This window comes from Vallitalea sp. (genome assembly GCF_025211055.1).
GTDB lineage: Bacteria > Bacillota > Clostridia > Lachnospirales > Vallitaleaceae > Vallitalea.
In genome coordinates this window covers 1-13,905 of sequence record NZ_JAOARO010000025.1, presented here as the reverse complement: position 1 = coordinate 13,905, position 13,905 = coordinate 1, and the positions used below count along the sequence as shown (strand labels likewise).

General features: G+C 31.5%; 18 protein-coding genes and 1 pseudogene. 17 read left to right on the top strand and 2 right to left on the bottom strand.

The window, feature by feature from the left end; translation table 11 throughout:
• Positions 1-645 (top strand): annotated as a pseudogene (locus tag N4A55_RS03545) (hypothetical protein); the annotation flags it as partial.
• Positions 646-775: 130 nt separating this feature from the next.
• Here N4A55_RS03545 and N4A55_RS03540 read toward each other — a convergent pair.
• Positions 776-1,300 (bottom strand): ImmA/IrrE family metallo-endopeptidase, encoded by a 525-nt coding sequence (locus N4A55_RS03540; RefSeq protein ID WP_293754128.1) that lies wholly within the window; start codon positions 1,298-1,300, stop codon positions 776-778.
• Positions 1,301-1,325: 25 nt separating this feature from the next.
• Positions 1,326-1,655 (bottom strand): helix-turn-helix domain-containing protein, encoded by a 330-nt coding sequence (locus tag N4A55_RS03535; RefSeq protein ID WP_293754127.1) that lies wholly within the window; start codon positions 1,653-1,655, stop codon positions 1,326-1,328.
• A gap of 439 nt (positions 1,656-2,094) precedes the next feature.
• On the opposite strand from N4A55_RS03535, the gene N4A55_RS03530 reads away from it, so the two are divergent.
• The 16 genes from N4A55_RS03530 (at position 2,095) to N4A55_RS03455 (ending at position 13,715) form a co-directional block, all read left to right on the top strand.
• Positions 2,095-2,508, top strand: a complete 414-nt coding sequence (locus tag N4A55_RS03530; protein WP_293754126.1) for a hypothetical protein — start codon at positions 2,095-2,097, stop codon at positions 2,506-2,508.
• A 233-nt stretch (positions 2,509-2,741) separates the two neighbouring features.
• The gene (locus N4A55_RS03525; RefSeq protein WP_293754125.1) at positions 2,742-2,900 is read left to right on the top strand and encodes a helix-turn-helix domain-containing protein; all 159 of its coding nucleotides are present in this window, start codon (positions 2,742-2,744) and stop codon (positions 2,898-2,900) included.
• 157 nt (positions 2,901-3,057) lie between these two features.
• On the top strand, positions 3,058-3,477 hold the full coding sequence (locus N4A55_RS03520; RefSeq protein WP_293754124.1) for a phage tail terminator family protein: 420 nt from the start codon (positions 3,058-3,060) through the stop codon (positions 3,475-3,477).
• Between the two features lie 76 nt (positions 3,478-3,553).
• Positions 3,554-4,864: a phage tail sheath family protein gene (locus tag N4A55_RS03515; protein WP_293754123.1), complete on the top strand. Its 1,311-nt coding sequence runs from the start codon at positions 3,554-3,556 to the stop codon at positions 4,862-4,864.
• 1 nt (position 4,865) lies between these two features.
• The gene (locus N4A55_RS03510; protein ID WP_293754122.1) at positions 4,866-5,324 is read left to right on the top strand and encodes a phage tail tube protein; all 459 of its coding nucleotides are present in this window, start codon (positions 4,866-4,868) and stop codon (positions 5,322-5,324) included.
• A 108-nt stretch (positions 5,325-5,432) separates the two neighbouring features.
• Positions 5,433-5,840 (top strand): phage tail assembly chaperone, encoded by a 408-nt coding sequence (locus N4A55_RS03505; protein WP_293754121.1) that lies wholly within the window; start codon positions 5,433-5,435, stop codon positions 5,838-5,840.
• 183 nt (positions 5,841-6,023) lie between these two features.
• Complete coding sequence (locus N4A55_RS03500) at positions 6,024-7,595, top strand: hypothetical protein (protein ID WP_293754120.1); 1,572 nt, start codon at positions 6,024-6,026, stop codon at positions 7,593-7,595.
• Positions 7,596-8,270, top strand: a complete 675-nt coding sequence (locus N4A55_RS03495) for a LysM peptidoglycan-binding domain-containing protein (protein WP_293754119.1) — start codon at positions 7,596-7,598, stop codon at positions 8,268-8,270. It abuts the gene before it with no gap.
• Positions 8,267-9,223 (top strand): XkdQ/YqbQ family protein, encoded by a 957-nt coding sequence (locus N4A55_RS03490; RefSeq protein WP_293754118.1) that lies wholly within the window; start codon positions 8,267-8,269, stop codon positions 9,221-9,223. The genes N4A55_RS03495 and N4A55_RS03490 overlap by 4 nt, the downstream gene beginning before the upstream one ends.
• Positions 9,224-9,499 (top strand): DUF2577 domain-containing protein, encoded by a 276-nt coding sequence (locus N4A55_RS03485; RefSeq protein WP_293754117.1) that lies wholly within the window; start codon positions 9,224-9,226, stop codon positions 9,497-9,499. It abuts the gene before it with no gap.
• Positions 9,496-9,894: a DUF2634 domain-containing protein gene (locus tag N4A55_RS03480; protein ID WP_293754116.1), complete on the top strand. Its 399-nt coding sequence runs from the start codon at positions 9,496-9,498 to the stop codon at positions 9,892-9,894. The genes N4A55_RS03485 and N4A55_RS03480 overlap by 4 nt, the downstream gene beginning before the upstream one ends.
• A complete protein-coding gene (locus tag N4A55_RS03475; protein WP_293754115.1) occupies positions 9,887-10,951 on the top strand; it encodes a baseplate J/gp47 family protein in 1,065 nt (354 codons plus the stop codon). Before N4A55_RS03480 ends, N4A55_RS03475 begins: the two co-directional genes overlap by 8 nt.
• Entirely contained in the window at positions 10,944-11,486 is a 543-nt protein-coding gene (locus tag N4A55_RS03470; RefSeq protein ID WP_293754114.1) for a putative phage tail protein, read from the top strand. Before N4A55_RS03475 ends, N4A55_RS03470 begins: the two co-directional genes overlap by 8 nt.
• Entirely contained in the window at positions 11,486-13,270 is a 1,785-nt protein-coding gene (locus tag N4A55_RS03465; protein WP_293754113.1) for a hypothetical protein, read from the top strand. Before N4A55_RS03470 ends, N4A55_RS03465 begins: the two co-directional genes overlap by 1 nt.
• 20 nt (positions 13,271-13,290) lie before the next feature.
• Positions 13,291-13,587, top strand: coding sequence for a hypothetical protein (locus tag N4A55_RS03460; RefSeq protein WP_293754112.1), 297 nt, complete (start codon positions 13,291-13,293; stop codon positions 13,585-13,587).
• A gap of 5 nt (positions 13,588-13,592) precedes the next feature.
• A complete protein-coding gene (locus N4A55_RS03455; RefSeq protein ID WP_293754111.1) occupies positions 13,593-13,715 on the top strand; it encodes an XkdX family protein in 123 nt (40 codons plus the stop codon).
• The last annotated feature ends 190 nt before the right edge of the window (positions 13,716-13,905 follow it).

The window sequence follows — 13,905 nt, the reverse complement described above, 5'->3', positions numbered from 1 at the left end:
GGTCCAACAGGAGATACAGGAGCAACAGGGGAAACCGGCCCAATAGGTCCAACAGGAGATACAGGAGCAACAGGTGAAACCGGCCCAATAGGTCCAACAGGAGATACAGGAGCAACAGGGGAAACCGGCCCAATAGGTCCAACAGGAGATACGGGAGCAACAGGAGATACTGGTCCAGCCGGAGATAATGGATTAACATTTAATTGGGCTCATAATAGTAATGATGGATTGATTGATAATTTAGCATGGTCTGGTAGTAGTACCGCTCAAGCTAATGAACAGACTCACCATATTTACACAGCTGACAGTGCTGGAACTGTAGAAGTTCAGGCTATATTTGGTGTAAAAGATGGATTAACCAATGGAATATTAAATATAGATGAAATAGTACCCGCAAACTTCAATGGTGTGAATATTACTAATCCAATGGATATTACTTTTATAAGTGTACAAGGAAATGTAGGATCTTCAGTAGCACAATCTGGTACTAAAGGACTTGTATTCAATGCAGGAGCTAATTTTGAAGTAATAAAAGTTAACTTTAATGTAGTTACAACAGTTGTAAACAGTATATGGCATTGGAGAGTAACTTCATCAGATGCAAGTGGATTTTTATACTTGTATAGTGTTAAGATCTTTCCATAAAAATAATTGTAGACAGTTTAACTAATTGATTTTAGTTAAACTGTTTATTTCCTTTGTTTAATATAATTAAACTGCTTAAATAAATTTAATTTTGTTAGGTAATTATTATTAATATACTTTTTATAGATATTTACTTAGATATAATATCAGAATTATTCTTATAACATAGATTATAAAGATCTAAAAATTTTAATCTCGTTTCCATAGCACTATGGGAAACATCAAATTTATTAGCAAGATATAATATATTTCTATTCAGATTTTTCCGGATAGAGATATAAGGCATGAGGATTTCACCAGCCACTATATCAGCTTCCAAATCCAATATACGGAAATCATCATCTGTTAATGAGCTAATATCAAATGAGGTATAATGATTCATAATTATATGCCCTATCTCATGAGCAATAGTAAATTTACACCTCTGTTTTTTAATACCTTGCGCATTATCAATAATTATACAATAATTTTTTGTTTTAGCATTATATAAGGTATAACCTTCTTCTCCACACAAATCATCAATTTCGAATTTCCATTTCATAAGGTATACAATCTTAATAGGATCAATAGGATAAGATTTTATATTAAGTCTTTTCAAAAATGTTCGTCCTACTTGTTTGGCATATTCATATCTAGGTTTCTTAGGTACATTCACTACAACGATTCCTCCTTATGAATGATTACTCGTCCTCCAAAAAAGCTTTCATCAACTTAACCATTTTTGCTCTGGCTTCTGGTGTCAATTCTTTTGTGGCACGTCTTAATACTTTTATTCCTTCAGGAAATTCTTCCTCAAGATAATCTACTGGAGAATCTTTACCTCCTACAAGATAATCAATGGTAACACCAAAAAAATCAGCTATTTGCTTTAATGTCTCAGGATTAGGTCTTCTGTCGTCTCTTTCATATCCTGAAATTGTTGTTACTGCAATATTCAATGCATTGGCTAAATCACGCTGATACAAGCCTCTTTCATTTCTCAGATATTTTATTTTCTCTCCTAATGTCATAATTTCCCTCCTGACTGAAATTGAATAAACATTCATATAATATAATTCTTAGAAATTTATCCTTTAATAGTATTATAATACACGTTATGAGTGATGTCAATTTGCAAAAATAATATTATAGCTTTTATATTAAATTATTTTAAGAAAGCTGTAGTAGCATCAATATAGTGATAATAAATATATTTATGTTAACCATAATATACTAGTAATTTGGTTAACATAGATATTCAATTTGTTTATTGACATTACACGTAATGAGTATTATAATATTATTATGGTAATAATAACGTACTTATCTCATTTTATATTAGAAATGAATTGATATATTTTTTTATACTTAAATACTCGCATTGAGTAATTAAAATCTTCTTTTAGAATACTAAAGATATCAATAATAGTTAAGTATAAAGAAATATCAGAATGAATTGGAGGTTAATAGATGAATATTTTATATTGCTCTTATGAAGATTTATTAAAAAGAATATCTGTTATAGAAATAAGATTGGAATCTTATAAAAAGGAGAAGGAATTGTTGGTCAACGTATCAGAAAATGAAAAACAAAGTGTTATAAAGGTCAACGATGAGAGAATATCATACATGACTTATTTACAGGAGATTAAGATAATAGATTCACATATATTACTACATGAGGAAGAACTTATCCGTTTGAAAAAGGAAAAAGAAAAGATAGATACTATTATGAGTGGTTTAGAAGGTACTAATGAGAGCGTTTTTTATTATAGAATTGTTAAAGGTATGACCCAAGAACAGACTGCTGAAAAACTATATATGTCAACTAGACAAGTACAAAGGATTGAAAAAAAGTTAGAAAATAGTATTATGGCGTGTTAATGTCGTTTCATTGAATGTTATCATCTATTTAAAGTCATTATCTACCAAAAAGAATTGTACCAAAAGGAGGGAGAAAAATTAACATCATATACAATTCATACAAAGATTTAAAACAGAAGATCACAGTCCTAGAAACCCTATTAGAATCTTACCAGAATGAATCTAATACCATAGAAAAATATATATCATTACAACAAAAAAGATTACAACAATTAAATCAAGAAAAAGAAAAAGTGGACCAAGAATTTTCTAAGACACAAGGAAAAACTAATAAAGTTTTTTACTATAGAGTTATAGAAGGCTTAACTCAAGAGAAAACAGCAGAGAAATTAGGTATGTCATCAAGGCAGATTCAAAGAATTGAAAAAAATTATAAAAAAGTTATAAAATGACGTGTTAATGTCGTGTTAGGTAATGTTATTATATATACAAGCCAGTCAGCTAAGACAAAAGCTGCTGTCTAAACGATCGTTTTTAGTAATGCATTACGAAAAAATATATGACAGGATTTATCATTAATCCTACATATATAGGTTGGGAGGGAAACAGATGATTAACAAAGTAAAAAACGCTCTAAAAGTAAAGTTGGAAAATCTATATCCTAATTATAATATTTACTTAGAATACAAAACAATATCAGAAATCGTTAAACCAGCTCTAAGAATTAAAGTAGAAGAAAAAACTGCTTATAATCAGAGAGATATAATAAATCAAAACGTACAACTAGATATTGTAGGTTACTTAGATGACGCTAATAAAAATGAAAAATATTGGGATATATCAGACAAACTTGATGAAGAGCTAGGGTATCTAGAAATAGAAAATACTTTGATAAGAATTGGGGAAAGAATAAGTGAAATAACAGAAGATACATTACATTATAGATTTACTATTCAACTTAACACATTTAAGCCAAAAGATGCTGTAAATTCTATAAAAGGTATTAACAAAAATGTTGAATACAAGTAAGTAACACTAAATCACATAATTATTAGATCACTTATGGAAACTTAGAAACATAACATTTGAAAGGAAGGTGCTACAAATGGGTGGAACATGGACTACTCAAAATAAAGTAAGACCAGGAGTATATATTAATTTTCAACAAACAAGCATGGAGACAGACGAATTACATAGGGGTATCATAACAATGCCTCTAGACCTTGACTTTGGTCCAGAACAAGAGGTAATAGAAGTATCACAGAATACTGATACACTTCCTATTTTTGGAGAAGAACTATATAACTTAGTACCAATAAGAGAAGGTTTAAAAAGAGCTGAAAAAGTATTAGTTTATAGATTAAATACCATGTCAGATGGTACAAAAGCTACCGTAACAGAAGGTAATATGACTGCAACTGCAAAATATACAGGTACAAAAGGTAATGACTTAAAAATTATTATAGAATCAGAAAAACAAATTTTCAATGTAAAGACGTTTATAGGAACTAAACTTGTAGATAACCAGCAAGGAGTAAAGACTGTACAAGACCTGCAAAACAATGAATTTGTTGTGTTCAGTGGTACAAATTCATTGACTGCAACAGCTGGAGTAAACTTGTCAGGCGGTAAAAATGGTTCAGTTGATTCAAAGAATTTTGAATCATATAGACAGGCTATTGAAGTATATTACTTTAATACATGTGCATTATATGATGTAACAGATACTGGTATAAAAGATGCATTTAAACAATGGATTAAAAGACTTAGAGATAATGAAGGTAATAAAATAGTCTTAGTAGTTGAGAATTACAGTAATGCTAATTATGAAGGAATAATTAGTGTTAAGAATGGTGTTGTACTCGAAGATGGTACTACATTAGATGCTAAAAAAGCTATTGCTTGGGTAGCAGGAGCAACTGCATCTGCTAACACTAATAAATCATTAACATATGATTTCTATGATGGAGCTGTAGATGTAGACAAAAAATATAACTATTCAGCTATAGAATCAGCTATTAATGACGGAGAATTCTTATTCACTGGTTATGATGGAAAAGCAAGAGTAGAGTACGATATTAACACATTACATACTTATACAAAAGACAAGGGTAGAATGTTCAGGAAAAACAGAGTCATTCGTACATTAGATGCAATTAATAATGACATTACCAAAGTTGGAAATGACTATTTTATTGGTAAAATCAGTAATAATGAAGATGGTAGAAACCTTCTTAAAAATGAAATCATTAAATGTCTGCAAAAATATCAGAACAATGATTCTATTACTAACTTAGATACTGGAAAAGATGTACAAGTATTAGCTAGTGCAGATACAGATGTAGTTGTAGTAAGAATAGCGGCACAACCTGTAGATGGAATGGAAAAACTGTATATGACTGTGGAGGTGAAATAATATGGCGATTTTAAAAGCACAAGATATTATATCAGGAAGAGAAGGAAAAGTCTTTAAGACAATCAACGGTGTAGTAAAGGAAATGGCTTATATTAAAAAAATAGATGCCAAGATTGAAAAGAACAAATCTGAGATCAAAGTTCTAGGCAGTAGAGCAACTCATAGTAAAGCTACTGGCTGGAAAGGTACAGGAAGTATGACTATCTATTATATAACAAGTGAATTCAGACAATTGATGCTTGATTATATAAAAACAGGAAAAGATGTATACTTTGACATTCAAGTAGTGAATGAAGACCCAGCAAGTGAAGCTGGAAAACAAACAGTTGTACTTAAAAACTGTAATATTGACAGTGTTATCATAGGACAACTTGATATTGATAAAGATGTATTAGATGAAGAATTAAGCTTCACATTTGATGATATTGAAGTATTAAATAAATTTAATGTCATAGAATAGGTTAGAGTTTTCAATGAAAATCAAACAGAACTATTTTCATATGTGTAAAGGGAGGCTTTTGCTTTCCTTACTCTATGAAGATATAAAACAATAAGAGGAGTGAAGAGAATGAGTAGTTTACAAGCATTTTTAAATGAAAATATTATTGATAATATCACAGAAGAGGTACTAGTTTCTAATAGATTCAAAGACAAAAAAGGCAGCTTATTAAAATTCAAGATTAGAGCCATTACAGACAGCGAAATGTCAGATATTCAGAAGATATGTATGCGTACAGGTAAAAAAGGAAAAGTTGATTTTGATGTAAGCAAATTCAATCGGTTAATTGCTATAAAAGGAACTGTAGACCCTAAGTTTGAAGAAGCAGACAGTATTAGAAGTGTTGGTTGCGTAACACCAGAAGATTATATCAAGAAAGTTATGTTACCTGGAGAAATTGCAACATTAGCAGATCAAATTCAGACTTTATCTGGGTATACAGATCTTGAGGAGTTAAAAGAACAAGCAAAAAACTAATTATTGAGGGAGATTCAGATGCTAATTATGCTCATTATCTACTACATAAAATAAACTTACTCCCTCAACAATTTCTAGATTTACCAAGACGTGAAAAAGCTTTTGTAATTGCTAGTGTAGATTTGCATATAGAAGCTGAGAAGAAGGCTTATAATAAGACACGTTAATGAAGGTGGTGAATACATGACGGCAATAACAACAATAAATAATTCAGTAGAGATGTTTAATAAATTTAATACTACAATAGAAAAAAATATATCTACATTCAATACATACAAGGATAAGGTTGAAGAAGGATACAAAGCTATTGATAAGATGAAAAAAGGATTAAAACTCTCTAATAAAATTAAAAAAAGTAGTAAGTTAAAGGAAACAATGGAAAATCCTATGAAAGGTATCATCAATAAGATGAGTCAATTGATAGGAAAGAAGAATAAAGAATCAAAAAGCAAAACAGAAGCAGGGAAAAAAGGTTCAACTAAGAAGAAAAAATGGTTTTCGGGTATTCCAGTAGGAATTGATAAAGCAACTAAATATATAAAAAAATTCTGGGAAACACCAATAGGGAAAAATATTAAGCTAGGTATTACACAGGATGAAAAATTTTCAGGTACGGTCAATAAGATAAAAGAAAAATGGAATAATACATGGGTTAACATGGGTGGCAGGATTGCAACAGCCATACAACCGGTTTTAGAAAAAGTATTAGCATTTCTTGATAGTGAAGAGTTTGTAACGATGCTTGACCTGATAATGGTAATTATAGAAAAAATAATTGGTGGAGTTATGATGCTATTAGATTATGTGAAACCATTAATGGATATGATTAATTCTATGTTATGTGTAGTGATCGAGAATTCTCATATAGTTTTGGCTGTTCTAGGTGCTGTTGCATTAGCAATTGGAGCAATAACATTAGCAACGACCATTCATAATGCAGTTATGCAAATCCGTATAATCAAAGAAAGAATTTTAAAAGCTATACTAGAAGCCAATCCAACTATGATAGTAATTAAAGCTATTATCATTTTAATTACAATTCTTATAACACTTATTGCTACTATGGAGCCTGTTAGAACAGCAATAGCCAATTTAACAAGAGGTTTCTTTGATTTCGTGGAATGGGGAATTAATAGCCTCATAGAAGGACTTGCATCTGCAGCAGAAGGAATCATTAGATTTGCTGGTGATGGTATTAATACTTTTTTAAATATATTTGTTAATCCATTCATAGATGGTATTAATTTAATTATTTCTGGACTTAATATGCTAGGTGCAAATATAGGTAAAATAGATCATCTAAAAGTCGATTTCAGTGGAGCAGCTGAAGCAACAGGAAAATTTATCAGAAAAGGTAAAGTTGATTTAAGTGGTGCAAAAGAAGCTGTAGCAGGAGCTATAGAAAACTTTTCAGCAGACGCATTAAAAGAAAAATTAGGTATAGGACAGTTGGAAAGCAAAGTTGAAGGAACAAGACAGTTACAAAGTAAAGCTAATGGAACAGGCAAGAGCAAAGATGTAGGGGTACAGGTAAACAAGATAAACGATGATGTAGACATTGCCGATGAAGATGTAAAACTTATGAGAGACGTAGCAGAACGAGAAATGATACAGAATTTTGTAACCTTAACTCCAACAGTATCAATGGGCGATATGACTGTAAATGAAAATGCAGATGCAGATAGACTTCTTGGTAAAATAACTGATGCACTTGTAAAAGAAGTAACTAACTCAGCACAGGGGGTGTATGCGTAGATGTATAAATTTTATTTAGGATTATTAGATAATAGCGAAGAAGAAATACTACTCCCAGTTAATCCAGATAAGATTAATGTTACTCAGTCAGGAAACACAGAAACCTATAATATCTACCAGTTTGGTGAAGTAGTAGGATCAGGTGATAGAAAGCTTTTGAAAATAAATATCAGTAGTTTCTTTCCTATAGAAGAAGCACCATTTGTAATGACTGATAACTTAGCACATCCAAGTGTTTATGTTAACAAACTATACAGTTGGAAACAGAATAATAAAATTCTAACATTCAAAGTAACAGGCGGTTATTACCCAATAGATAGATTATGGATGATAGAAGACTTTGAAATAACTGAAAAAGCCGGAGAAGTGGGCGATATCTACTATACTATAAGCCTAACAGAATACCGTGAATTCAAAGCAAGACGAATAACACTATCTAATAACAATGGCAAAATGGCTTATACCAAAGACTATCAAGGAGCAAGACCAGTGACTAAGGTGATACCTAAGACATACATAGTAAAAAAAGATGATACCCTATGGAAAATAGCTAAACTACAACTAGGTAACGGTAACTTGTACAATAAAATAGCTAAGATCAATGGCATAAAAAATCCTAACCTAATATATCCAGGACAGAAGCTTAGAATACCTCAAAATGAGGTGAAGTTATGATTAATCTAATTATTCAGAATACATCCAATGGTATCATTCATGATATTAGTCAGTTAGTAACCAATATTACATGGAATACAGTTAGAGTAGGAAAAGCCTCTGAACTATCTTTTACCTTGGTTATAGAAAAAGGTTTAGAAATAAGTGAAGGAAGCATTATATACTTCAAAAAAGATAACATTGGTATATTCTACGGATATATATTTAAAATCAAAAGGTCATCTGACGAAACTATTAACATCACAGCTTATGACCAAATAAGGTATCTGCTTAATAAAGATACGTATGTATTCAAGAACAAAAGAGCAGATGAAATCATAAGAAAGATAGCCACTGATTTTAACATTAAATTAGGAACAATAGAAAATACTAATTACAAAATACCTCTAATGGTTGAAGATGGGCAGACACTTCTAGACATCATATATAAGACCTTAGATAATACTCTAATTAACACAGGCAGGATGTATGTGTTATATGATTCTTTTGGAAGTATAACCCTTAAGAATATAACAAGTATGTTTACTGACCTAATTATTGGAGATAGCAGTCTATTGACCAGTTATTCCTATGATAGAAGTATAGATGGAGATTCATATAACAAGATTAAGCTATACAAAGACAATAAAAAAACTGGTAAAAGAGAAGTGTATGTTGTAAAAGACAGTAGCAATATCAAAAAATGGGGGCTTCTCCAATACTATGAAAAGGTTAATGACAAGTTAAATGAAGCACAGATTCGTAAAAGGGCTAGTCAGCTAGAATTTGTTAAAAATAGAGTAGTAAAAGGGTTAAGTCTTGATTGTATAGGCGATTTATCTATAAGAGCAGGAAATTCAATATATGTTGATATAAAGGGTATAGATCTTAAGCAAAGATTTATTGTTGATAGTGCAAAACATAATTTTAGTAATAATCAGCATACAATGAACTTAACATTGAAGGTGATATAGATGAGTAATACACAGAAATTTATTGGGGCATTAAAACAAATTAACCAAGGGGTAAAAGATAACAGTCAAGATGTAGCTTTTTACTATGGACAAGTTATAGAAACATATCCCTTACAGATACAAGTGGATCAGAGATTCATACTAGATGAGGATTTCTTGGTTTTGACAAGTACAGTAGCTGTTAATAATTCACTTCAAATAGGGGATAAAATAATACTTTTAAGAGCACAAGGTGGACAACAATACATTGTGCTAGATAAGGTGGTGGCAACATGATACCTATAAGTGGAAAAAGTATAAAGGATTTTGAAGAAATAATACCACAAACAAAAACCTATAAATTGAATTTACTAGAAAGAAAAATAAATGGCTCTATTGATGGTATTGATGCAATAAAACAAGCTGTGTTCAAAATACTAGAAACAGCTAGATATCAATATCTAATATATGATTTTTCATATGGCTCAGAGCTAAATGGGTTGATAGGTAAAGATAGTGATTATATAGAAATGGAACTAAGACGACGAATAAGAGACGCACTAACTACTGATGATCGAATTTTTAATGTTACTGATTTTGTATTTTCCCATGATGGAGAAAGTATGTCAGTAAGATTTAAAGTCATCAGTATAGAAGGTTCTTTTGAAAGCGAGGTGATGGTTAATGTTTGAGCATATGACTTATGAATCAATTGTGGAAGATGCAATGTCAAAAATCCCAGATACGGTAGATAAGAGACAAGGCAGTATTATATATGACGCAATAGCTCCAGCGTGTGCTGAACTAGCACAGCTATATATAGATCTAGATACATCATTGAAAATGTCATTTGTAACTTCATCAAGTGGTTATTTTTTAGATAGAAAATGTGCTGACTTCGGAATATATAGAAGAAATGCTACTAAAGCAATTAGAAAAGGTGTATTTACAGGAGTTAATCCTAAGGTTGGCAGTAGATTTGGCTTAGGTGATCTTACATATATTGTAAAAGACAATAGTGATGGAATGAAAAATGTAAAATTAGAATGTGAACAAGAGGGATTAAGAGGTAACACAGATACAGGAACTCTTATACCAATAGAAGAAATAGGCGGATTAATGTCAGCAGTTATACAAGATGTTATTGTCCCAGGGGAAGATATGGAAACTGATGAGGCTCTACTTGACAGACAGCAGGAAAAAGTCAAGAAATCTGCCACTTCAGGAAACATCTATCATTATCAAAAATGGGCTAAAGATATCAAAGGTGTCGGAGCTGCTAAGGTTATTCCAAGATGGAATGGAGATTACACAGTTAAAGTAATAGTTGTTGATACCCTAATGCATCCAGCATCAATAGCATTAGTTAATAAGATTCAAGAGTATATTGACCCAAGTAAAGAGGGAAGAGGAAAAGGTACAGCACCAATAGGGGCTATATGTACAGTAGAAGCAGCAGTTTCACAGACTATAGATTTAACAGCTACAGTAATAGATGCAAATAATAATGATGTGAAAAAAATATTTAAAAAAGAGTTAAATAGATATTTTACTGATTTGATCTCTGATAACTGGCAGAATAAAGACAACTATTCAATCAGCTATGCCAAAGTAGGCGCTATACTTCTAGATGCAATCTCACAAGCAGGTGGAAGTGATTATTCTAACCTAACTATTAATGGAGGTACAAGTAACATTGTATTAACAAACCAAGTACCGATAATAGGGACGGTGACTCTAAATGAATAATACCAACCTAATGCAGTATCTACCTGATTACTATTCTAGTATTAGAGAATTTCAGTTAATTATGGAAGTGGAAGATAAAAAGTTTGATGAATTGAAAAAGCATATGAAAGAACTCTATAATCAAATGTTTTTAGACACTGCTACTATAGGACTTAGTAATTGGGAAAAAGATACTGGAATACAAGATAGCAATAGTAAAGACACCCACGAAGACAGGCGTTCTAGGATACGTAGTAAAATACGTGGAATAGGTAAGATAGATGAACAACTAATAAAAGATGTAGTAGATTCTTGGACTAATGGGGATGTTGAAGTAACATTTGCAGATGGAAAAATAAATATTAGATTCAATAGTTTTTATGGTATACCAAGCAATATGGAAGCCGTTAAAAAAGCTATCGAACAGATTATCCCAGCCCATCTAGGAGTGAAGTATAACATTAAATATCTACTAGTAAAAGATATACATAATAATAGAACAATCAATGAATTACAAAATACAAAATTAAATCTATTCGAAGGAGGTGTTATCTAATGTCAGATTACACATCAAAACTTAATCTCTATAAAGTAGACCCAGCTATAGATGGAGAACATACATTTAATATTAAAAGTATGATGAATGATAACTGGGATAAGATAGATGAAAAAGTGGGGAATATGAATGAGAAGTTAAGTGGCGTAGAAGATAATGCCAATAATTATAATCATCCAGCTACTCATAATGCAGATATGATAAGGATAAAAGATGAAGGTGGTAAGTTTACTGGGGATAATGTAGAAGATGCTTTGGAGGAAGTTGGTTCGCAGTTGGCTGATATTGCGAACTACAAATCAGACACAGACGAGTACCAAACACCTGTAATAGTAGGAACTCAAATTCAACTTCAAAGACAATCTGATACTAAAAGATTATTCTTTAAATTAAGTGCTGATTTAACTGGTGGAGATATAACAATCTCGTTAGATGGTGGGACAACATCAAAGAATTTAAAAGACATAGAAAATGTTAACGTCACAGAATTAAGTAAAGGGTTTGTGGAGGTGGTGGAAGAATCAAGTTTTTTTACCTATGCTCCTAAAAATGGGGGCTTTAAATTATTGACTGGAACTGCACCGCTAACAGTTAGTCCTAGTAAAACTGTATTGAAAGGACAGCTATGCGAGAAGTTAGATACGAAAGATACTTATGGTACGGCTACTCATATGATAGTTTATTCAACTGCTAGCCATGCTGACCCTGGGGTAGCGGCTGTTGATAAAGATAGGGCTTTAGTAGCTTACAAAAAGGATTCAGTTGGTGTAGTTCTAAGAACTATAAATACTATAAATAGTAGTATGTCATCAGAATATACTCTATCATCCGCACCCGAGGTTAACATTAATTCTCTCTGGTCTCTTGGTGGGAATAAAGTTCTTATAGTTTTAAATTATAATTATAATACGACAAGTTTTAATAGGACTGTACTTCATGTGGTAACAGTAGCTGATAACGATACAATTTCATTTGGTTCAGAGGCTAGTATTGCTCGTTATAACAATGCAAATTTTAGACGGTTTTGTGCACAAAGATTAACTGATAACAAAGTAATATTGACCTATCAATATAGTGATACATCAGGAAACCGCTCAGGTGTGTCAGCTCTTGCAGATATATCGGGTAATTCAATAACGGTAAGAACCAGATATACCTTTCATACAAGTTATGTCGGTAGTGGCGTTTTTTGTCACGCATTGAGCGACACCAAAATGTTTTTTAAGTATAATTATGAGGCATTCATAGGCTATTACAATATATCAACAAATGTTATAACCTATATTTCTCCAAAGTTAAGTTTGGGTAATTCAGCAACAAGAGACGTGGGAATTTCTCCAACTAAGGTTGGAACATTCGTTTATAGCAACAATTATTATGATTATAGGTTAATAAAGATAAATGGTGATTCGTTATCGCTAGTTTCAGGTGGGGATGAAAGGTTTAATCTTGCTGGAGGATATGCTGGAATGTTAGATGCTACAGTAATGTTTGTTTTTGCGAATAACTATTACCAAGGTATAGATGTATCTGGCGATGGGATGGTAACAGAAAAAATCCCAACTCTTCAAGTGAGTAGCAATACTATATACTATAATAGAATAGCAAAGATGGATGAAAACACATTTGCTACGTTTTATTTTAATGCAACTGCAAAAAGGTACTATTTTACAAAAGTTGTTAGAAGAACTAATAACGAAATAAGACCATCATCAGCTAATGTAAATGCAATACCTCTAAAAGATGCTAATGCTGGTGAAGAGGTTAATGCATACGTGTGGTAAAAATAGAAAGGATGATATAATTGAAAATTTTAGTTGATAGAAATAACGTTGTAATTCACAAGAGTGAGACTATAACAATGGATAATGACAAAGGGGGTTTTTATGATATTACAGAAAATATAGTTTTTCCTACAATATTAGATGTTACTTTAATTGAGGATGTGCCTAATAGTATTAAAGTACAGAAAGATAAATATGTAAACGGTCAAATAGCACCTAATGAAAACTATCAAGAGCCATTCAATCTTGAAGCAACAGTAAGACAACAACAAAAAATAATTGACCAACTATTAGTTGATTCTTTAATGGGGGTGTAGTTAATATGTTTGAGAGATTAAAAGTATTGTATGAACAAGGGGCAATTAATGAAGTTGGATTAAGTAAAGCTGTAATCAAGAAATGGATTACTGAAGAACAAAAACAACAGATAGTTACTGCGCAATAGGATACTATTATGAACTAAGAGATACATACATTTTATATTAAGTAATACTATGGGGCTGTCGTTAAATAGACTAGCCCACACATAAAAAAAGTCAGTGTAACTCATTAGGAGTTAGGCTGACTTTTTTACAAGAAAAAAAGATGCCTAACGATAAACATCTTTTCTCCGCTACATATACATTGTATAATGT